General features: G+C 65.5%; 17 protein-coding genes. 9 read left to right on the top strand and 8 right to left on the bottom strand.

Features of this window, described 5'->3' with window-relative positions; genetic code table 11:
- Nucleotides 1-71: 71 nt before the first annotated feature.
- Entirely contained in the window at nt 72-341 is a 270-nt protein-coding gene (locus NATTI_RS0107225) for a hypothetical protein (protein WP_006088724.1), read from the bottom strand.
- Between the two features lie 102 nt (nt 342-443).
- On the opposite strand from NATTI_RS0107225, the gene NATTI_RS0107220 reads away from it, so the two are divergent.
- The 4 genes from NATTI_RS0107220 to NATTI_RS0107205 all read left to right on the top strand — a co-directional run bounded on the left by NATTI_RS0107220 (nt 444) and on the right by NATTI_RS0107205 (nt 4,119).
- On the top strand, nt 444-1,289 hold the full coding sequence (locus NATTI_RS0107220) for a hypothetical protein (protein ID WP_244879977.1): 846 nt from the start codon (nt 444-446) through the stop codon (nt 1,287-1,289).
- 26 nt (nt 1,290-1,315) lie between these two features.
- Nucleotides 1,316-3,073 carry an excinuclease ABC subunit C gene (locus tag NATTI_RS0107215; protein ID WP_006088722.1) on the top strand — a complete coding sequence of 586 codons (1,758 nt, stop codon included), beginning with the start codon at nt 1,316-1,318 and terminating at the stop codon, nt 3,071-3,073.
- Nucleotides 3,074-3,164: 91 nt separating this feature from the next.
- The gene (locus NATTI_RS0107210) at nt 3,165-3,458 is read left to right on the top strand and encodes an SUI1 family translation initiation factor (protein ID WP_006088721.1); all 294 of its coding nucleotides are present in this window, start codon (nt 3,165-3,167) and stop codon (nt 3,456-3,458) included.
- Nucleotides 3,459-3,573: 115 nt separating this feature from the next.
- Nucleotides 3,574-4,119, top strand: coding sequence for a GNAT family N-acetyltransferase (locus NATTI_RS0107205; protein ID WP_006088720.1), 546 nt, complete (start codon nt 3,574-3,576; stop codon nt 4,117-4,119).
- A 19-nt stretch (nt 4,120-4,138) separates the two neighbouring features.
- Here the strand turns inward: NATTI_RS0107205 and NATTI_RS0107200 are convergent, their stop codons facing one another.
- The 3 genes from NATTI_RS0107200 to NATTI_RS0107190 form a co-directional block, all read right to left on the bottom strand.
- Complete coding sequence (locus NATTI_RS0107200; RefSeq protein WP_006088719.1) at nt 4,139-5,341, bottom strand: outer membrane protein assembly factor BamB family protein; 1,203 nt, start codon at nt 5,339-5,341, stop codon at nt 4,139-4,141.
- 84 nt (nt 5,342-5,425) lie between these two features.
- Nucleotides 5,426-7,480: an excinuclease ABC subunit UvrB gene (gene uvrB / locus NATTI_RS0107195; RefSeq protein ID WP_006088718.1), complete on the bottom strand. Its 2,055-nt coding sequence runs from the start codon at nt 7,478-7,480 to the stop codon at nt 5,426-5,428.
- Between the two features lie 173 nt (nt 7,481-7,653).
- Nucleotides 7,654-8,514 carry a DUF4397 domain-containing protein gene (locus tag NATTI_RS0107190; RefSeq protein WP_027119088.1) on the bottom strand — a complete coding sequence of 287 codons (861 nt, stop codon included), beginning with the start codon at nt 8,512-8,514 and terminating at the stop codon, nt 7,654-7,656.
- A gap of 247 nt (nt 8,515-8,761) precedes the next feature.
- On the opposite strand from NATTI_RS0107190, the gene NATTI_RS0107185 reads away from it, so the two are divergent.
- The 5 genes from NATTI_RS0107185 (at nt 8,762) to NATTI_RS0107165 (ending at nt 12,857) form a co-directional block, all read left to right on the top strand.
- On the top strand, nt 8,762-9,028 hold the full coding sequence (locus NATTI_RS0107185; protein WP_006088716.1) for a DUF7553 family protein: 267 nt from the start codon (nt 8,762-8,764) through the stop codon (nt 9,026-9,028).
- 129 nt (nt 9,029-9,157) lie between these two features.
- A complete protein-coding gene (locus NATTI_RS0107180) occupies nt 9,158-9,361 on the top strand; it encodes a DUF4177 domain-containing protein (RefSeq protein ID WP_006088715.1) in 204 nt (67 codons plus the stop codon).
- Nucleotides 9,354-10,364 carry a hypothetical protein gene (locus NATTI_RS0107175; RefSeq protein ID WP_006088714.1) on the top strand — a complete coding sequence of 337 codons (1,011 nt, stop codon included), beginning with the start codon at nt 9,354-9,356 and terminating at the stop codon, nt 10,362-10,364. Before NATTI_RS0107180 ends, NATTI_RS0107175 begins: the two co-directional genes overlap by 8 nt.
- A 177-nt stretch (nt 10,365-10,541) precedes the next feature.
- The gene (locus NATTI_RS26035; protein WP_154658240.1) at nt 10,542-10,718 is read left to right on the top strand and encodes a hypothetical protein; all 177 of its coding nucleotides are present in this window, start codon (nt 10,542-10,544) and stop codon (nt 10,716-10,718) included.
- A 111-nt stretch (nt 10,719-10,829) separates the two neighbouring features.
- Nucleotides 10,830-12,857, top strand: coding sequence for an SLC13 family permease (locus tag NATTI_RS0107165; RefSeq protein WP_006088713.1), 2,028 nt, complete (start codon nt 10,830-10,832; stop codon nt 12,855-12,857).
- Nucleotides 12,858-12,867: 10 nt separating this feature from the next.
- Here NATTI_RS0107165 and NATTI_RS0107160 read toward each other — a convergent pair whose 3' ends face one another.
- The 4 genes from NATTI_RS0107160 to NATTI_RS0107140 all read right to left on the bottom strand — a co-directional run bounded on the left by NATTI_RS0107160 (nt 12,868) and on the right by NATTI_RS0107140 (nt 18,104).
- Complete coding sequence (locus tag NATTI_RS0107160) at nt 12,868-13,998, bottom strand: ORC1-type DNA replication protein (protein ID WP_006088712.1); 1,131 nt, start codon at nt 13,996-13,998, stop codon at nt 12,868-12,870.
- Between the two features lie 274 nt (nt 13,999-14,272).
- Nucleotides 14,273-14,440 carry a DUF1059 domain-containing protein gene (locus NATTI_RS25260; protein ID WP_006088711.1) on the bottom strand — a complete coding sequence of 56 codons (168 nt, stop codon included), beginning with the start codon at nt 14,438-14,440 and terminating at the stop codon, nt 14,273-14,275.
- Nucleotides 14,441-14,536: 96 nt separating this feature from the next.
- Complete coding sequence (locus tag NATTI_RS0107145) at nt 14,537-15,961, bottom strand: amidohydrolase family protein (RefSeq protein ID WP_019991708.1); 1,425 nt, start codon at nt 15,959-15,961, stop codon at nt 14,537-14,539.
- A gap of 88 nt (nt 15,962-16,049) precedes the next feature.
- A complete protein-coding gene (locus NATTI_RS0107140; protein ID WP_019991707.1) occupies nt 16,050-18,104 on the bottom strand; it encodes a MutS-related protein in 2,055 nt (684 codons plus the stop codon).
- Nucleotides 18,105-18,239 lie beyond the last annotated feature (135 nt).

Below are 18,239 nucleotides of genomic sequence, written 5' to 3'. Positions count from 1 at the left end.
ACTTCGTTGTATTGATATTCCGATCCGTCCGGAGGAACAAACTGTCTCTCTAGCGGTCAGTCGGATCGGTCCTATATGGGATCTCCGGGATCGTACTGCTCGGCGGTCCGCTCGGCCTCCTCGGCGTACCGTTTTCGGGTCTCCTCGTCGGAAACCGACTCGAGCTCGGTTTCGGCGATCTCCGTCGCCGCGGTGACCTCGCCGCCGTTCCGTAGCGACGTCGCGGAGCGCTCGCGCTGCTGGTAGCGCGAGCCGTCGGGCGTCGCGTAGACGATGGTTACGAGGTTGCGGTCGTCGAACGTCCGTTCGACCAGCCAGCACTGGACCGTCGAGTCACTCATACGCCGGTTTTGGGGGCCGAGATTCGAGAATGTACTGTGTTGAATGGTACCACGTCGAGTTCTCGATTCGCGCGAGACGCCGCGAGCTACTTGCCGGACGGTGTGAAACCACGAACCGGAATGCTCGGAGTTTGGAGCGAGCACGTCGACGAGTTGCTGTACGACGGCGAACGCGTGAAGCGACGCGTCGACCTCGAGGGGGCGACGTTCGTAGTCACGAACGACCGTGTCCTCGTGTTCACGGAGGGCGGCGACGGACCGAACTACTGGACCGTCGAGCGGCCGAACGTCGCCCGGGTCTCCGTCGAGACCGAGGATTCGCTGGTCCCGCTCGTCTGGGGAACGATCGTCCTGTTTCTCGCGCTGGGCGTGTTGCTCCTGGCGATGACCTACGACCTCGCCAGTCTCGCCGACGGTTTCGACGTCGAAGACGCGACGGGGATCGGCGGCAGCGCGCTCGAGACCGTCGAAACCCTCCTCACGGTGTTCGATCTAACCGTTCTCGCGATCGGACTCTTGCTGTTGCTGATCGCGGTTGCGTTCTTCGTCCAGTACGTTCGGTCGCGCTCGCGCCGGCTCATCCTCCGGGTGAGCGGCGACGACGATATCTCGGTTCCGGTCAGCGACGACGACCTCGAGGCCGATCGAGAGATCGTTCTACAGGAGGCGATCGCGCCAGGTCCGGGGCCCGTGGATAGCGACGCCGTCGTGGAGGCCGACGCGGACGCGGCGGGTGAGACGGCTGGAGAGCAGGAGGGAGCGACCGCACCAGCCGACGAGACTGATATCGACACCGAAGACGCGGACGTGTCCGCGGGACAAACGGATGCCGATACGGAGGGTGCGAACGAACCGGCCGATGGGGCGGATGTCGATACGAGGGATACGGACGCGCCCGCAGACCGGACGGCTGGTGACCCGACGAACAACCTCGAGGAGTCAGGCTGAAAGCCACCGAGGTTCTAGGGCCGCCGATGAACGCCGAGGGGGTTCGCGACCGAGCGGGATCGTTACCGCGAGAGCCCGGCGTCTACCAGTTTCGGCTCGAGGGAACCACGCTCTACGTCGGGAAGGCGGTCGATCTCCGAAGTCGCGTCCGATCCTACGCGGATCCGCGAAGCGCACGGATTCGCCGGATGGTCGACCGCGCCGACGAGATCGAGATCGCCGTCATCGACACCGAGACGCAGGCGCTGCTCCTCGAGGCTAACCTGATCAAGCGCCACCAGCCGCGGTACAACGTTCGGCTCAAGGACGACAAGTCGTACCCGATGGTGCAGCTGACGCGCCACGAGGCCCCCGGGATCGAGATCACGCGCGACCCCGACGAGTCCGCGACGGTGTTCGGCCCGTACACGAACAAGGGGCAGGTCGAGACTGTCGTCAAAGCGCTGCGGGAGACCTACGGCATCCGCGGGTGTTCGGATCATAAGTACGCGGGTCGCGACCGGCCGTGTCTGGACTACGAAATGGGGCTCTGTACCGCGCCCTGCACCCGCGAGATCGACCTCGAGAGCTACGCCGAGGACGTGACCGCGGTCGAGCGCTTCCTCGAGGGCGAGACCGGCATCCTCGCGGATCCGCTGCGCCGGGAGATGGAAGACGCTGCTCAGAACCAGAACTTCGAGCGCGCGGCCAACATGCGAGATCGCCTCGAGACCGTCGAAGCCTTCCACGGCGAGGGCGGCGAGGCGGTCCAGGCACGGAGCGACGAACGTGCCGTCGACGTGCTCGGGGTCGCCATCGAGGGCGAGGACGCGACCGTCGCCCGCCTGCGCGCCGAGACCGGCAAACTGGTCGACCGCGATCGGCACACGCTCGAGGCCCCGGGTGCAGATGTCGGGGCGAGCGATACCGACGCGGGCGGCGTCCCCGCCGTCCTCGCCGCCTTTATCGTCCAGTACTACGCCGAGCGCGACCTGCCCGACGCCCTGCTCCTGCCCGAACGCCACGGGGACGACGAGGTCGCCGCCTGGCTCGAGACCGAAGGCGTCTCCGTCCGCGTACCGGGGGCCGGGCGGGAGGCCAAACTGGTCGAACTCGCGTTGAAGAACGCCCGACGGAACGTCGGCGGTCGCGACGAGTGCGGGATGCTCGCGGACGCCCTCGAGATCGACTCAGCCCGGCGGATCGAGGGTTTCGACGTGAGCCACGCCCAGGGGAAGGCGGCGGTCGGGAGCAACGTCACGTTCGTCGACGGCAGCGCCGAAAAAGCGGACTACCGCCGGAAGAAGCTGACCGATCAGAACGACGATTACGACAACATGCGGGCCTTGCTCGAGTGGCGCGCCAGCCGCGCCGTCGAGGGCCGGGACGATCGGCCGGACCCCGATCTGCTGGTGATCGACGGGGGCGAGGGCCAACTCGAGGCCGCACGCGACGCGCTGAGCGAGGTCGGCTGGGATGTGCCCGCTATCGCGCTGGCGAAGGCCGAAGAGCGTGTGGTTACCCCGAAACGGGAGTTCGCCTGGCCCAGCGACGCCCCGCACTTGCATCTCCTCCAGCGGGTGCGCGACGAGTCCCACCGCTTTGCGGTGCAGTACCACCAGACCGTTCGCGACGAGGTGAAGACGGTGTTAGACGACGTGCCGGGCATCGGCCCCGAAACCAGAAAGCGGTTGCTGGGTCGGTTCGGGAGCGTCGAGAACGTCCGGGAGGCGAGCCTCGAGGATTTAGAGAGCGTCTCCGGCGTCGGCGAGAAGACGGCCGAGACGCTCAAAACGAGGCTATAAACGGGACGTCCGCTGCTCGCGTCGCCACCTCGACCCAATCCGTTGCGACAGCAGGGACAGGGCTATCCCTCGTAGCGTCCTATGACATTCTATGGCAAACGACGACCTCGACGACCTGCTTGACGAACTCGACAGTCAGGGCGATCTCGAGACCTCCCAGCAGATGCTCTCGATCCGGACGGAAAGCCGTCGGTACGACAAACCGGTGACGATCGTCGAGGGGTTCGATCTCGAGTCGGACGAGATCAAATCGATCGCCTCGGATCTGAAGAGTTCGATGGGGACGGGCGGGACGGTCGACGACGGACGAATCGAACTGCAGGGTGACCACCGAGACCGTGTTCCCGATCTGCTTCGCGATCGCGGGTTCGACGTTCGCGAGTAGCCGATTGTGGGGACCGGTATCGCCCCGGCCAGTCTCTGATTTTGCGGTCGGGACGCCGACTTTCGGCTGCATCGCCAGCCGAAGTCACTTTATGCCAGTATTGTCAAGGAAGACCATGAACATTCGTCCAGCGAACTCGGAGGATTTCGAGGATATCAAAGCCGTCGCCCGCAAAACGTGGCACGATACGTACGACGAACTCGAGGCCGAGCTGATCGACCGAGTCGTCGACAACTGGTACACCACCGACTCGATGCCCCTCGAGGCTCCCGGGACGGTCGTCTTCGTCGTCGAGCGCGCGGAGCAACGGTCCGTGAATGAGAGCGCGGAGCAGAGGTCCGCGGATGAGAGCCGGACGCAGTCCGGCGACGGCGAGATTATCGGCTTCACCCACGCGGTCGCCCAGGGCGAGACGGCTGATATCCTCCGAATGTACGTCTCGCCCGACGCGCAGGGTGAGGGGGTTGGGACTAAACTACACGAATCCCTGCTCGAGCGACTCGAGATGTACGACGTCGACCGCGTCCGCTCGTTCGACTTCGCGTTCAACGACGCCAGTCGCCGGTTCTACGAGGGGCTGGGCTTCGAACGGACCGACACCGGCGAGGTCACGATCGAGGGCGAACAGTACGACGAAGCGGTCTACACGCTGTCTCTGTGAGTCCCGCGTCGGCTGCGAGTCACTCGAACGCGACGAGGCGTCCCTCGTCCGTCCCGACGAAGACCGCCTCGTCGGCTACCGCCGGCCCGGTCGCGAACTCGCCCTCGAGCGACCGAGCCCACAGCCGATCGCCGGTTCCGACGGCGAGCGCCACCAGTTTCGGCTCGCCGGCGGTCAGGTAGACTGCATCGTCGGTGACCGCGGGGGCCGATATCGGCCGCCGACCGACTTCGACGTTCCAGTCCGTTCCGGTGTCGGCCCGTTCGAAGGCCGCGAATCGACCGCCGGTCGAGCCCGCGAACACCGCTTTGCTCGTCGCCGCCGGCGACCAGATGACGTGGCCCGCGAACCCGAACCCTCCGTGCGAGACGCCGTCGGGGGTGAGAAGCTCCACCGTGAGCGAGGGTGCGACGATATCATCCTTGACCAGCGTCGGCGACTGCATGCGGGCGCCTTCGTGGAGCCAGGCCTCCGAACCGTCGATCCGATCGAGCGCGTGGAGCCGCCCGTCCAGTCCTTCCTCGACGCCGACGTAGACGGCGTCGTCGGCGACGGCAGGATAGTCGACGGCGTCCAGAGACAACTCCGCCGACCACTGCTCGTCGCCGTCGGCGGCGTCGATGGCGTAGGCGACCGGCTCGTCGCTCGTGCCGACGTAGACGGTTCCATCGGCCGCGGTTGGCCCCGCGACCGGACCGGCCAGTTCAGTCGTCCACTCGCGCTCGCCGTCGGCTGCGTCCAGCGCGACGAGTTCGTCCTCCTCGGTGCCGACGACGATCAGGCCGTCGACTACGCACGGAGACTGCGACCGGCCGCCCTCGAGCGACTCGGACCACCGCTCGTCGCCGTCGGCCGCATCGAGCGCGTGGACGGTTCCGGCGTCGGTCGCGACGTAGACGGTGCCGTCGACGACCGCGACCTGCTCGCTGATGCTCCCCGACAGCGTCGTCGACCACCGTTCGGACGGCTCCGCTGTCGGTGCTGTCGACGGCGTGTAGCCGTCGTTTGCCGCCGTTCGCTGGAAGGACGGCCAATCGCCGGCCGCGATTTCCGGATCGTCTTCACCGGCGCTCGTTTCGTCCTCGTCACTGTCACCCTCGCCACCGTTTCCATCGTCCGCCGTTCCCCCGTTCTCGCCGTCCAGCAGACTCGTACAGCCGGCGCTGGCGGTCACCGTCGCCGCAGCACCCGTCAGGAGAACTCGACGTCTCGAGTGGTTCATGATCCCTACAGCTCAGCAATGAATAATAAGTACGGTGAATGTGATCGACAACTGACGGGACGCGACGATCGCTCGGTTCCGCGCTCAGAACTCCTCGGACGGCGGTGCGATTCCCTCGTCGCCGCCCTCGAGTTCGAACTCCTCGCGGACCTCTCGAATTCGATCTCGAATGTCGGCCGCCAGTTCGAACTCGAGGTTGCCCGCGGCCTCCTCCATCCGGTCCTCGAGTTCCTCGATGTAACGGGCGGCTTCGTTTTCGTCCGCGAGGTCCTTGCCGGAGACGCTCGAGGTGTCCGTCTTGCTCCCGGGTAAGTTTGCCTCGCCGACGTCCTTCTCGATGGTCGTCGGCTCGAGGCCGTGTTCCTCATTGTACTCGCGCTGAATCTCGCGGCGGCGTTGGGTCTCCTCGATGGCGGACTCCATCGCGTTCGAGGGCTCGTCGGCGTAGAGGACGACCTCGCCGTTGACGTTCCGGGCCGCACGACCCATCGTCTGGACGAGCGTGGTTTCGCTCCGGAGGAACCCCTCCTGGTCGGCGTCGAGGATCGCCACGAGGCTCACCTCGGGGATGTCCAGGCCTTCCCGAAGGAGGTTGATCCCGACGAGCACGTCGATCTCGCCCAGTCGGAGCGATCGGATGATCTCATGGCGCTCTAAGGTGTCCGTCTCGTCGTGCATGTAGGCGACGTCGACGCCGGACTCCTCGAGATACTCGGTCAGATCCTCGGCCATTCGTTTCGTGAGCGTCGTCACGAGCGTTCGCTCGTCGCGTTCGATGCGGCCGTCGATGCGGTCCATGAGGTCGTCGACCTGTCCGGTGGCGTCTGCGATTTCGATCGCCGGATCGACGAGGTGGGTCGGTCGAACGATCTGTTCGACGATCTGCTCGCTCTCCTCGCGCTCGTAGTCGCCCGGCGTGGCAGAGACGTACAGCGTCTGGTCGGTTTTCTTCTGGAACTCCTCGAAGGTGAGCGGCCGGTTGTCGTAGGCCGTGGGAAGGCGAAAGCCGTTCTCGACCAACGAATCCTTTCGGGACTTGTCGCCGGCGTACTGGCCGCGGACCTGTGGCAGCGTAACGTGGGACTCATCGACCACGGTCAGGAAGTCGTCCGGGAAGTAGTCGAGCAGGGTGTAGGGGGCCTCGCCCGATTCCCGATCCGAGAGGTACAGCGAGTAGTTCTCGATCCCCGAGCAGTAGCCCGTCTCCTGCATCATCTCGAGGTCGAACGTCGTCCGCTCGTCGATGCGTTGGGCCGAGATCATGTCGCCCTTGCGCTCGAAGTACGAAATCCGTGAGTTCAGATCGTCCCGAATCTCGTCCATCGCGTTCTCGAGTTTCGTCTCCGGAATCGAGTAGTGCTCCGCCGGGTGGATCAGGACGGCCTGCTGGTCGCCCTGGGTCTTGCCCTCGAGGGGGTCGACCTTGACCATGCGATCGATCTCGTCGCCCCAGAGTTCGACGCGAACGGCGTAGCGGCCGTACATCGGGTAGATCTCGACGGTGTCGCCCCGAACGCGGAAGGTGCCTTGCGTGAAGTCGACGTCGTTGCGCTCGTAGTTCAGGTCGACCAGCCGTTTGAGCAACTCGTCGCGGCCGACTTCCTCGCCGACCTCGAGTCGCAGGGACATGTCGATGTAGTTCCGGGGGTCACCGAGGCCGTAGATCGCGGAGACCGAGGCGACGACGATCACGTCCTCGCGCGTCAGGAGCGAGCGCGTCGCGGAGTGGCGCAGGCGGTCGATCTCGTCGTTGATCGAGGCGTCCTTGTCGATGTAGGTGTCGCTGGCCTCGACGTAGGCCTCGGGCTGGTAGTAGTCGTAGTAGGAGACGAAGTACTCGACGGCGTTCTCCGGGAAGAGGTTCCGGAACTCCTCGTACAGCTGGGCCGCCAACGTCTTGTTGTGGGCGATGACGAGCGTCGGCTTCTGGACCTCCTCCATCACCCAGGAGACGGTGTTCGTCTTCCCCGAGCCGGTCACCCCGAGTAAGGTCTGTTTGTCCATCCCCGACTGATAGCCCGCGGCTAACTGCTCGATCGCCTCGGGCTGGTCGCCCGCGGGGTCGAAGGGCGCGTCGACCTCGAACGGTCGGTCCACGTCGGGACGGTCCGGCTGGAGGGGGCCTCGAGTCTCACTCATTGTCGGCATCAGGGGTTCGAGGCACTTTACGCGCTCGCATGCGTCGCGGGAACAGGTCGCGACCGTCTCCGAGCCGGAACGCCGACCGATCCGTGACTCTGTCGCAACAGGAGCGTGAACGTCCACGGCGGGAGCCGCGGAACCTCACCACTCGTCAGCCGTCGCTAACACGTCTAGTCGGCTGTTGACTTCGCTTTCTCGTCGGCCGCCGGCTTCTCTTTGTCGTCCATCGCATAGTCGTCTTCGCCGGCCGAGTGTTCGTCTTCTTCGGCAGCCATCGGCCCGTCGATCGCCGGTTCCACGGTAAAGTCCCGGTCCGTCACGTCCGCCGGCGGCTCGAAGTAGCCGATGGCGTAGCCGGTGTAGGGCCTGTCCGCCTCGAGCGCGACGTCGAACGACGCCACTTCGGTCTCGGGGTCGCCCGCCGGTCGAATCGAGAGGGTGTACTCGCCGGCGGGGACGGCGAGGTAGTCGGAGACGTCGCCGAAGGATACGTTCTCGACGAGGGGTGCGTCGTCGGCGTAGATGTCGACCGCAGGCGCGTCGGGCGAGAAGTGTGCGACGCGGACGAACGCCGAGCCGGCCTCCGCGTCCTCCGGCAGCGGCTCGGCGTCGACGAGGATCTCCGGCCGGAACGTCTCGGCGCCGAGTTCGCCGATCGCTGCGACGGTGTAGAACGCCTCTCCGACGTCGACTTGGTCGTCGAATACCACCGTGCCCGGATCGCCGGCCGCGGTGATCGTGACCTGGTAGGTTCCGGGTTCGATCTCGAGGTACGGCGACACCTCGCCGTAATCGAAATTCGAGAGCACCTGATCCCCGTCTACGAGCACGTCGACGGCTGGTGCGTCCGGTGAGAAGTGGGCGACGCGGACCGCAGCTCCGGGAGCCGGCGGCTTTTCTTCGGGTTCGTCGTTCATTGGCTTCCGTTCGTCGTCGGAGTGTTCGCCGCGTGCGTACACCGTGGTTGGAACTGCCGCGAGTCCCCCCGCAATGCCTATCGATTTCAGTGCCGTTCTTCGTGATACTCGCATGACAATATAGGAGTGGTGTGGTGAGATAAAGAAGGCGTCAGTCAGTAAGGCTGGTACTCGCGCGGTTTCTCGCCGACAGTCACAGCGTACGATACCCTTTCCTGTGGAAGGCAGACCGTACTGCTCGCCGTCTGCCGTGCTCGAGCGCCTCGACACGACCGACGGTGCCGATTCCTCTTGCTGTCGTCGGCCGGACGTGGCCATTGCTCGCCCAATCGTTATGCGTCGTCTCGTACTGACTCCGGATATGACAGCACAACTCCAGCAGGCGCGCGACGATCTCGAGGAAGCGGCCAAATCCGCAGACGACGACGTCCGTGACGACATTCGCGAAACGGCCGAGGCCTTCGCCGACTACACGATGAGCGATACGGCACCCGATCATGCGATCCTCGACGAGCGGCTCAACACGCTTCGACAGGTTAGCCAGCAAGCCGATGGGAACACGAAGGACAAGGTCGACTCGGCCATCGAGACGACCGAAGACTACCGCGAGACGATCGATCAGGCCTGACCGGTCGTCGACGACCCGCCGGCAGCTGACTCGAGCGCGTTCGATGCCGGACGGCTCGAGGCGCCAAGCCCCCTCGACCCGGCGTATCACCGCACGACCCTTTTGCGTCGCTCCGTAGAGGATCCGCCCATGAGTCACGCAGCCGGTTCGTCGTGGGAGTACATGGTCATCGAACCGCCGCGCGGGCCGACGATGGAGGAGGCCGTCGACCCCTCGAAGGAGTTGAACGAGTTGGGCGCCGACGGTTGGGAACTGGTGTCGACTATCGAGTACACTGGCGGCGGGACGAAGTACCTCGTTTTCAAGCGACCCGGGAGCGCTACCGATGAGTGACAAGGTCAGTACGCAGGACACTATGCGCGAGCGGGCCGACGAGAGTCGGCTCAAGCTCTGGTTGTTGCTCAGTGCGAACCGGACGATCGTGACCGTCGTGCTCTCGGTCGTCTTCTTCGCCCTCTTCGTCGGCGTCGGCTCGCAGCTCGAGCCCCCGCTTTCGGTACTGCTCGAGGAGCGCGGCGTCATCGAGACGCTGTTCTCGGCGATGATCGGGGCGCTCATCACCGGCGTCACGCTGGTCGTCACGATCAGCCAGCTCATCATCTCCGAGGAGAACGGCCCCCTCGGGGAGCAACACCGTCGAATGAGCGAGACGATGGATTTCCGGGATCACGTCACTGATCTCGTCGGGAAGCCGTCGCCGGCGGATCCCTCGGCTCTGTTACGAAATCTCATCAACGCTACCGACTCGCGAGCGGAGCAGTTTCAGGCATCGGTCGATGGCGTCGATGATCAAGAGTTGGCCGACGAGGTCGAGGAATTCACCGAGAGCCTAACCGGCAACGCCGACACCGTTCGCGAAAAGCTCGACGGCGCGCAGTTCGGCACCTTCGAGGTGCTGAACGCGGCCCTCGACTACAACTACTCCTGGAAGATCTTTCAACTCGAGCGCTTAGAGGACGACTACGAAGACGCACTGGACGACGACCACCGGGACGCTATCGACGAGCTCCGGACGGCGCTCGTCATGTTCGGACCGGCCCGCGAGCACGTCAAGACGCTGTACTTCCAGTGGGAACTCATCGATCTTTCGCGGCTCATCCTCTACGTGGCGATGCCAGCGCTGCTGGTCGCCGGATCGGTGTTCACGTTCGTCGACGCGTCGACGGCCCCCGGCACGACTGCTGGTGTCGAGAACGTGCTGTGGATCGTCGCGGTCGGCTTTACGATTACGCTCATCCCGTTTTTCCTCCTCACCGCGTACGTGTTGCGGATCGCGACCGCCGCGAAGCGGACGCTCGCGATCGGGCCGCTGATCCTCAGAAGTTCCCAGCGCTGATCCGGGATCAGTGACCCGCTCTCGTTCGACTACACACCCTCGTCTCCTTTTTCACAACTGAATCGACGGGAGCGGCAGCATCAGCTCCGCGCGCCCGGTCCCGTCTCCGGAATCGCCGCCTCGAGATCGAGTTCCTCGAGCCGCTCTCGCAGATCATTGCGTTCGTCCTCGTCGTCGATGTGCTCGAGTCTCGCCTCGAGTCCGTCGCGTTCGCTACGCCCGTTCCTCTCCTCGATGCTACTGCAACAGCGGATTCACTGGCGACGTTTCCTCCGGCGTCGACTCGTCGAAGAAGCCCTCGACGCCCTCGAATTTGAGGACGAACTCGGAACCGAAGGCACCGCGAGCATCTGAGCATTGCTCTCGGGAGTCCTACGAATCGAGCACCTGTACACCCAAACATAGATTTACCGCCAGCAGACATACACGAGCGATGACTGACGGACGTCGGCCGGAGCGCGGACGATGATCGGTGCGGACGTCCCCGCAGGTGCACTGGTGGTATTCGGACTCATCGCCGTCGCGCTCGTACTGTTCGTGTCGGAACTCATCCCGAACGACGTGACGGCAATCGGGATCATCGTCGCGCTGGCGGTCCTCGAGCCGTTGACCGGCGTCGGCCACCGGGAGGCGATCTCGGGCTTTGCTAACACGGCGACGGTCACGATTGTCGCGATGTATATGCTCAGTGCGGGCATCCAGCGGACGGGGGTCGTCCAGCGGCTCGGACTCTCGCTCGCGGCGTTTACGAACGGGGACGAAACGCGCGCGCTGGCGGCGACGATCGCGACGACGGGGCCGATCGCGGGGTTCATCAACAACACGCCGGTGGTCGCGATTTTCATCCCGATGATCTCGGATCTCGCCGAGAAGACCGGCGTCTCTCCGTCGAAGCTGCTGTTGCCACTCTCGTACGCGGCGATTCTCGGCGGCACCCTGACGCTCGTCGGCACGTCGACGAACCTGCTCGCCAGCGAGTTCGCCGTCGACCTGCTCGGACGAGGTCCCATCGGCATGTTCGAATTCACCCTCCTCGGCATCGTGATTCTGGCCGTCGGCCTCGGCTACCTCATGACTGTCGGCCGGTGGCTGACGCCCGCACGGATCCCCGTCGACGCGGATCTCGTCGAAGAGTTCGACCTCGAGGACCACCTCGCTCACGTCCGCGTCGGTGCGGATTCGGAACCGGTCGGGCTCAGGGTCGACGAACTCGAGGAGCGAACCGAAGCGGACGTTCGCATTCTACAGGTCCGTCGAAACGGCGACCGCGACGCGGGGCCCGAAGCAGGCGAGCGCGTGCTCCAGTACGACGGTGACGGCGCGGTGCCGAGGGACGACACCGCGCCCCTCGGTGAAACGGCGCGCGACCAGCAACACGCTCATGACGGAAGCGTCGAAGTGCGAGCCGAAACCGACGCTTCCGTCGAGCGACCTCACCGGAGCGACGAGGCGTTCGTCGCGATCGAAACGGACCGGCGAATCCGGGAGGGCGACGTGCTCGCGGTCCATGGCACGCTGCAGGCGGTCAACCGTTTCGCCGGGAACCAGGGCGTCCACCAACTCCCCCGGAAGCCGGTCACCGAGGAGACGTTCGACGAGTCCGGAGGTGAGGGAGTGCTCGCCAAAGCGATCGTTCCACCGAAGTCGTCGTTCGTCGGGAAGAGACTCTCCGAGACGCGTCTCCGCGAGTTCTACCGGACGACCGTGCTGGCGATCCGTCGCGAGGGCGAGTTGCTCCGGACCGATCTCGGCGAGGTCCGACTTCGGGCCGGCGACCTTCTCCTGGTCCAGACGGTTCCCGGAACGATCGAACACACGACCGAAACCGGCGATCTCGTCGTCGTCGACGAGGACGCCGTCGACCGACTGCTCGAGGAGGGGGCCGACGACGTCGCGCCGTTGTCGCCGAAGACGCCGCTCGCGCTCGGGATCATGGCCGGCGTGGTCGCCACCGCCGCGCTCGGTCTCGTTTCCATCGCCATCGCGGCGTTCGCCGGCGTCTTCCTCATGATCGTCACCGGGTGTCTGTCGACCACCGACGCGTACGACGCCGTCTCGTGGAACATCGTGTTCTTGCTCGCGGGGGTGATTCCCCTCGGTGCCGCCCTCGAAGCGACCGGCGGCTCCCAGATCATCGCTACCGCGCTGGTTTCGACCGCCGCATTCCTTCCGCTCGTCGCAGTCCTGTTACTGTTCTCCATCGTGACGGGACTCCTCGCGAACGTCATCACCCCCGTCGCGACGGTCGTGTTGATGCTCCCCGTGGCGGTCGACGCGGCCGGGAGCCTGGGCGCAACGCCGTTCTCGTTTCTCCTGGTGGTGATGTTCGCCTCCGCGACCTCGTTCATGACGCCGGTCGGCTATCAGACGAATCTGATGGTCTACGGACCGGGCGGGTACAAATTCACCGACTTTGTCAAAGTCGGCGGACCGCTACAGCTCCTGCTGGCGGTCGTGACGACGATCGGTATCGTTCTCATCTGGGGCGTCTAGAAACGGCGGCTCACTCGAGTCGGTCGAGCACCGCGTCTTTCTCGTAGGACAACGAGAGCGATCGCGAGCGACCGCGGCCGTCGACCTCCGCGTAGTCGGCGTCGATCAGCCCGAGCTGGTCGAGTTTGTTGACGATCTCCGAGTAGCGCGTGTAGCCGAGATCGGTTCGGTCGCGGAACGCCTCGTAGACGTCGCCGGCCTGATCGCCGTCGTTGTGGGCGATCACCTCGAGCAAGGCCCGTTCGGTGTCGGTGAGCCCCGAGAGGCTCCGGGAGAGGTTGATATACTTGGACTTCTCGTAGGCGTTCTCGACGTCTTCCATCTCGACGGTGCGACTGGCGCGCATTTCGGCGTTCAGGCCGGCCCGTCGGAGCAGGTCGATGCCGACCCGGAGATCGCCGCTATCGGCGGTGAGGTCGGCGACGTGTTCCAGCGTCTCTCTCGAGATGACGCCGTCGTGGAAGCCGCGTGTGACGCGTTCGGAGAGGATATCGACGATCTCGGGCTGGTCGTAGACCGGGAAGTAGACGTCCTCGGGTCGGAAAACGCTCTGGACTCTCGAGTCGAGTTCGTCGATGACGTTCAGTGCGGGGTCGGAAGAGACGACGACGACGCCGATCTTTGCACCGGGGTACTCCTCGTGAGCACGGAGCAGCGAGTACAGCGTGTCCGAGGCCTCGTTCTCGTAGAAAAGGTAGTTGATATCGTCTAAGGCGACGACGAGTACCTTGTCCTCCTCGACGAGTTTCTCGGCGATTTGGCCGAACAGCTTCTTGAAGGAGATTCCCGAGGAGGGCGGTTCGTAGTCGAAGGTACCCTCGAACAGCCTCGAGAACACCGAGTAGCGCGTCGCGTTGACCTGGCAGTTGACGCGAATCGTCCGGACGTCGCTGGTCTGAGCGCCGACCTCGTCGAACAGTTTCTGAATGGACGTGGTCTTGCCAGTTCCGGGCGGTCCGCGGACCACGACGTTCAGCGGTCGCGACCCTCGCACTGCCGGACGTAACGCGTACGTCAGGCTCTGGGTCTGGCCCTCGCGGTGCTTGAACGTCTCGGGAACGTAGTCGATTTCGAAGACGTGTTCGTTCTTGAACACGGACTCGTCCCACGACAACATCCCCCCGTCGGGGTCATCCACCATCACTTTCACCACGCTCTCGTAGCTACTTAGTTCTTCGCAGCGAACCGAAAGCGCCGCGTTAGGGTGTGCTGGACGCGTGTGGCGTACTGCCGGAGTACTCGCTCGTTCCGAGCTATCACGCCACAAATCCGAAGGACGCTTGTCTACAACCAAACCGGTACACTCGAACTTCGTAGCCTGTCGCTCCGGCCGGTTCGATCCGGCCACCGTCGCTTCGCTCGTCGTCCTCGATTTCGATCGGCGATACCACAGTCCTCGTACAGATCGATCCGACTCAGGCCAGTTCGATCCGTTCCATGCCGCGCTCGAGGTCCGCCGAATCGATTCGGCCGCCGTGGGTCATCCGCACGTGCGCCCGGACGAGCCGTTCTACCTCGTCGCCGCTGCTCGAACGAATCATGAACTGACAGCTCCCCTCCGAACAGACGAATTGATAGGGCATACCATAGCATCAACCGTGGACGTGGGTAGCTATTACACTTGCATAGTACAGACCGCCTCGAGCGATTTGCGGTCCGCGACTGCGAGTGCGTTCCCCTCAGAGCCAGCCTGTCTCGACACGATCGACGAGCGCCGAATCGGCGTCTCGCCACGCGTCCGCTGCTCGATCGAAGACGGCTGCCGCGCGGTCGTTCGCGGCCTCGAGAATCGTGTCCTCGTCGACAGTAACGACCTCACCATCCTCGAGGACGAGGTCGCCGTCCACGACGACCGACTCGACGATGCCGGCGTTCGCGCCGTAGACGAGGTTCGGCACCGCGGTGTGCAGCGGCCGCGAGACGGTCGGCGCCGTCGAGGGGTGGTCGAGATCGCAGACGACGAGATCGGCTCGTTTGCCCGCCTCGAGCGAACCGACTCGGTCGTCGACGCCGAGCGCGCGGGCTCCCTCGATCGTCGCGACGCGAAGGGCTGCCCAGGCCGGAAACCCCGTCGGATCTCCGCGCTCGGTCTTCGCGAGCAGCGCCGTCGTCCGAAGCTCCCGGAGGAAGTCGTGGCCGCCCGGCCCCGGGGCCTGATCGGTGCCGACACCGGCGACGCCGTCGTGTTCGCGGTACTCGACGATTGGCGGCGTGACGCCGTCGATGGCCGCGATCGAACTCGGGTTCGCGACCATCCTGACCCCCGCCGCGGCGAGTCGCTCGCGCTCGCCGGGCGTCGCGCCGTGGAGGTGGGCTGCCAGCAACCGCTCGGAAACGAGTCCGAGATCCTCGAGGACGCTCACGGTCGTCTCGCCGGCGCCGTAGCGCGCCTCGATCTGGCGTCGTTCGCGCTCGCCCTGTGCGACGTGCATGTGGATTCCGCGATCCCGTTTCGCGGCCCGGTCGCGGATCTCCTCGAGGAGCGCCGGTGGAACCATATCCAGCGCCTGCGGACCGTACAGACACGAAACCTGCTCGTGGTCCGCGTACCGGTCGAACAGTTCCTCGGTTCGCTCGAGCGCGGCCCGCCCCCGTTCCTCCTCGAGCGGATACGGCTCGTCGGGGCCGAGATCAGTCGCGTCGTCGTCCACCGCGTTGATCGTCTCGGCGGCGACGACGCGGACGCCCATCGGCTCGTAGACGTTCTCGACGAGTTCGACGACATCCGTCGCGTACTCGCCGACGGTCGTCACCCCCGATCGGAGGGCCTCGAGGACCCCCAAACGAGCGCCGGCAACCCGGTCCTCGGCGGTCATCGCTTCCGCGAGCGGCCCGAGAGAGCGGTTCATCCACTCGATTTCGGGGACGTCTTGGGCGCCGCCGCGGAGGAGGGTGAGGTCGGTGTGTGCGTGGCAGTTCACCAGCCCGGGCATCGTCACCCGACCCGAGCCGTCGATCGTTCGGTCGGCGTTACCGTCGAACTCGCTCGAGGGGCCGACGAAGGCGATCTCGCCGCTGTCGACGGCGATCGTCGCGTCCTCGAGGATGCCGAGCCGATCGTCCGCCAACGTGAACGCGAGCGTGTTCGTGATCGCGAGATCCATAGCTCGGTCCACGAGCGCAGGTTTCAAAAGGGATCTCGAGTCGGCAATCGTCGACCGGCCTCGGTCGCCGCTCGCCGGCTCCTCCGACTCAGTCGAACTTCTCGAGCAGCCGATCGTAGAAGACGGGCTCGGCTTCGCCGGCCGGCGGCTCCCCGCCGTTGGCCGCCACCGGCTCGCCGGCTTCGTTCGCCAGCTTCTCGACGATCAGCTCCGGCGTCGACCGCGCGAGGTGGTCTTTGACCGGGGATCGGTTCACTTCGAGTTCGCCGTCCACGAGTCCTACGGCTTCGATCCCGTCGATCGTCACCGCGAAGTCGGCCATCTCGCGGATCTCGCCGGCCAGGTGGGAGACGAACACGGCGGTCGCGCCGTTGTCGGAGAGCGCCTCGAGAATGCCCGCGATGATCTTCGCGGACGCCCCGGGTTCGGTGATGCTCTCGAGTTCGTCGACCAGCACGAGCGAGCCCTCGCCGCCCTGTGCGAGGTCGGCGAACTCTCGCACTGTCGACTCGAACGCGCCCGCGTCGAGCGTTCCCTGGGTCTTCGCGTGGTAGTGCAGGTCGTCGAACCGCCGTAGTCGCACCCGCTCGGCGGGAACGGGCAGGCCCATGTGCGCCAGCACGACGACGCTCGCGACCAGATCCAGCGTCGACGTCTTCCCGCCGCTGTTGACGCCCGAAAGGAGTGCCACGCCCGACACCTCGTAGTCGACGGGATCGATGGCCTCGAGCGGTTCGTCGAGCAGCGGCGAGCGGCCGCCCTCGATGGCGAAGCCGACCGCGTCGTTGGAATCGCTGTGGGGCGTGTCATCGGAAACGAACTCGGGCATCGTACACTCGAACTCCCGAGCGAATCGGGCGATCGCCAGTTCGACGTCGAGTTCGAGGGCGTCCCGAACCAGCTGTCGGGCGTCCTCGCGCTGGTCGGCGAGATCGGCCGCGAGGTCGCGCTTGAGTCGACCCGCGCGCCGTTCCTTCGCGGCCGTCAGCTCCTCGCGAAGTCTCGAGACGACGGCCTCGTCGCGCTCGACCGGAAACGTCGGTTCGTCGCTGTACGCCCGACGGGCGATCTCGGCCTCGCCCTGATCGAGATCGATCGCATCGACGAGGTGGTCCCGAGCCGCCTCGACGGCCGCGGCGTACTCGTCCGCCAGCTCCCGCGAGAGCAGCGAGTCGACGCCGGCGCCACGTTCGACCAGCGAGAGCAGATCGGCCCCCTCGATCGTGATGTCCTGTTCGCGGATCGCCTGTCTGAGGTGGTCGTTGGCCACGCTCTCGGCCGCGCTCGCTGCCGTGTCGAGGTCGTCGACCGCGGTCGTCAGCCGATCGAGTTCGTCGTCGCCCGCGACGGTGCCGTCCTCGTCGAGTCGCGCTAGGCCGTCCTCGAGGGCTTCGAGGTCACAGGCCGGCTCGAGGCCGGCCGCCTGATGGACCTCGACGGCGGCCTGCAGTCGATCCCGGTTGCGCGCGAAGAAGGACAGCGGCCGCTCGGGGACGACCTCCGCGGGATTCTCGAGGGCGTCCGGCCGAACCTGTACGTCGCCCTCGACGGTGACGCCGGCGAAGGACTCGTCGAGCGCGAATACCGTCGAGTAGCCCCGCGCGAGTTCGGCCAGCCCCTGTGCGTCCTCGACGATCTCGACGGAGAGCTCCGGAATCGCCTCTCGCGCCTCTGAGTAACGCTCGGCGTCGGTCGTCGCCAGACAGCGCTCGCGGACCCGAACATCGCCGGATTGTCGGAGCGGTTCGACGCCGTCGAGAGCCTCGAGCACGTCGTCGTCGTAGTCGCGCTCGATAGCGTCGCTTGCAAACGCCTGTACCTCCTCGATACGGGACCAGCGCGGACTGGGATAGATCGTCTCGAGTCGCTGGGCGGCGTAGTCGGTGACGGTTCGTGCCTGTAACAGGGCGAGAACGTCCCGGTAGACCTCACGCGCGCGATCGGTCGCGAGGAAACCGCCGGGATCGTCGTGTTCCTGCCGGATCGCGCCGCGCGCGATGCGTGCGGCCCGACCCTGGGTGATCCCCGGCGCGGTCGCGATTGTCGCGACGTCGCCGCTCCGTAGCGCGCGCTCGGGTTCCTCGAGCGCGTCCAGCGCCCGAGCCGTCTTTTCGCCTACGCCCGGGATCGACTCGAGGTCCATAGCTTCGTGAGCAGCGTATCAAACCGAAGCGAGAAAAAGTTCCCGCCCGGTGGTCGAGACTCGACATGGTATAGTAACAACTGCAACGATTCACACACTGATCGCCGAACCGTCTGGCGAGCAGGTGTGCACTGA

The sequence above is a fragment of the Natronorubrum tibetense GA33 genome, from assembly GCF_000383975.1.
Taxonomy (GTDB): domain Archaea; phylum Halobacteriota; class Halobacteria; order Halobacteriales; family Natrialbaceae; genus Natronorubrum; species Natronorubrum tibetense.
The sequence above is the reverse complement of the archived record's forward strand: the minus strand, read 5'-3'. Positions and strand labels throughout refer to the sequence as shown.

What these genes read in the sequence shown, in the direction of transcription:
- NATTI_RS0107210 (WP_006088721.1), top strand. Translation starts at nt 3,165, where the DNA reads ATGGCAAACGACGACCTCGACGACCTGCTTGACGAACTCGACAGTCAG.
- NATTI_RS0107225 (WP_006088724.1), bottom strand. Translation starts at nt 341, where the DNA reads ATGAGTGACTCGACGGTCCAGTGCTGGCTGGTCGAACGGACGTTCGAC.
- NATTI_RS25260 (WP_006088711.1), bottom strand. Translation starts at nt 14,440, where the DNA reads ATGCCCTATCAATTCGTCTGTTCGGAGGGGAGCTGTCAGTTCATGATT.
- NATTI_RS0107140 (WP_019991707.1), bottom strand. Translation starts at nt 18,104, where the DNA reads ATGGACCTCGAGTCGATCCCGGGCGTAGGCGAAAAGACGGCTCGGGCG.
- NATTI_RS0107175 (WP_006088714.1), top strand. Translation starts at nt 9,354, where the DNA reads ATGAGTGACAAGGTCAGTACGCAGGACACTATGCGCGAGCGGGCCGAC.
- NATTI_RS0107145 (WP_019991708.1), bottom strand. Translation starts at nt 15,961, where the DNA reads ATGGATCTCGCGATCACGAACACGCTCGCGTTCACGTTGGCGGACGAT.
- NATTI_RS0107160 (WP_006088712.1), bottom strand. Translation starts at nt 13,998, where the DNA reads ATGGTGGATGACCCCGACGGGGGGATGTTGTCGTGGGACGAGTCCGTG.
- NATTI_RS0107190 (WP_027119088.1), bottom strand. Translation starts at nt 8,514, where the DNA reads ATGCGAGTATCACGAAGAACGGCACTGAAATCGATAGGCATTGCGGGG.
- NATTI_RS0107200 (WP_006088719.1), bottom strand. Translation starts at nt 5,341, where the DNA reads ATGAACCACTCGAGACGTCGAGTTCTCCTGACGGGTGCTGCGGCGACG.
- NATTI_RS0107205 (WP_006088720.1), top strand. Translation starts at nt 3,574, where the DNA reads ATGAACATTCGTCCAGCGAACTCGGAGGATTTCGAGGATATCAAAGCC.
- NATTI_RS0107185 (WP_006088716.1), top strand. Translation starts at nt 8,762, where the DNA reads ATGACAGCACAACTCCAGCAGGCGCGCGACGATCTCGAGGAAGCGGCC.
- NATTI_RS0107165 (WP_006088713.1), top strand. Translation starts at nt 10,830, where the DNA reads ATGATCGGTGCGGACGTCCCCGCAGGTGCACTGGTGGTATTCGGACTC.
- NATTI_RS26035 (WP_154658240.1), top strand. Translation starts at nt 10,542, where the DNA reads ATGTGCTCGAGTCTCGCCTCGAGTCCGTCGCGTTCGCTACGCCCGTTC.
- uvrB (WP_006088718.1), bottom strand. Translation starts at nt 7,480, where the DNA reads ATGAGTGAGACTCGAGGCCCCCTCCAGCCGGACCGTCCCGACGTGGAC.
- NATTI_RS0107180 (WP_006088715.1), top strand. Translation starts at nt 9,158, where the DNA reads ATGAGTCACGCAGCCGGTTCGTCGTGGGAGTACATGGTCATCGAACCG.
- NATTI_RS0107215 (WP_006088722.1), top strand. Translation starts at nt 1,316, where the DNA reads ATGAACGCCGAGGGGGTTCGCGACCGAGCGGGATCGTTACCGCGAGAG.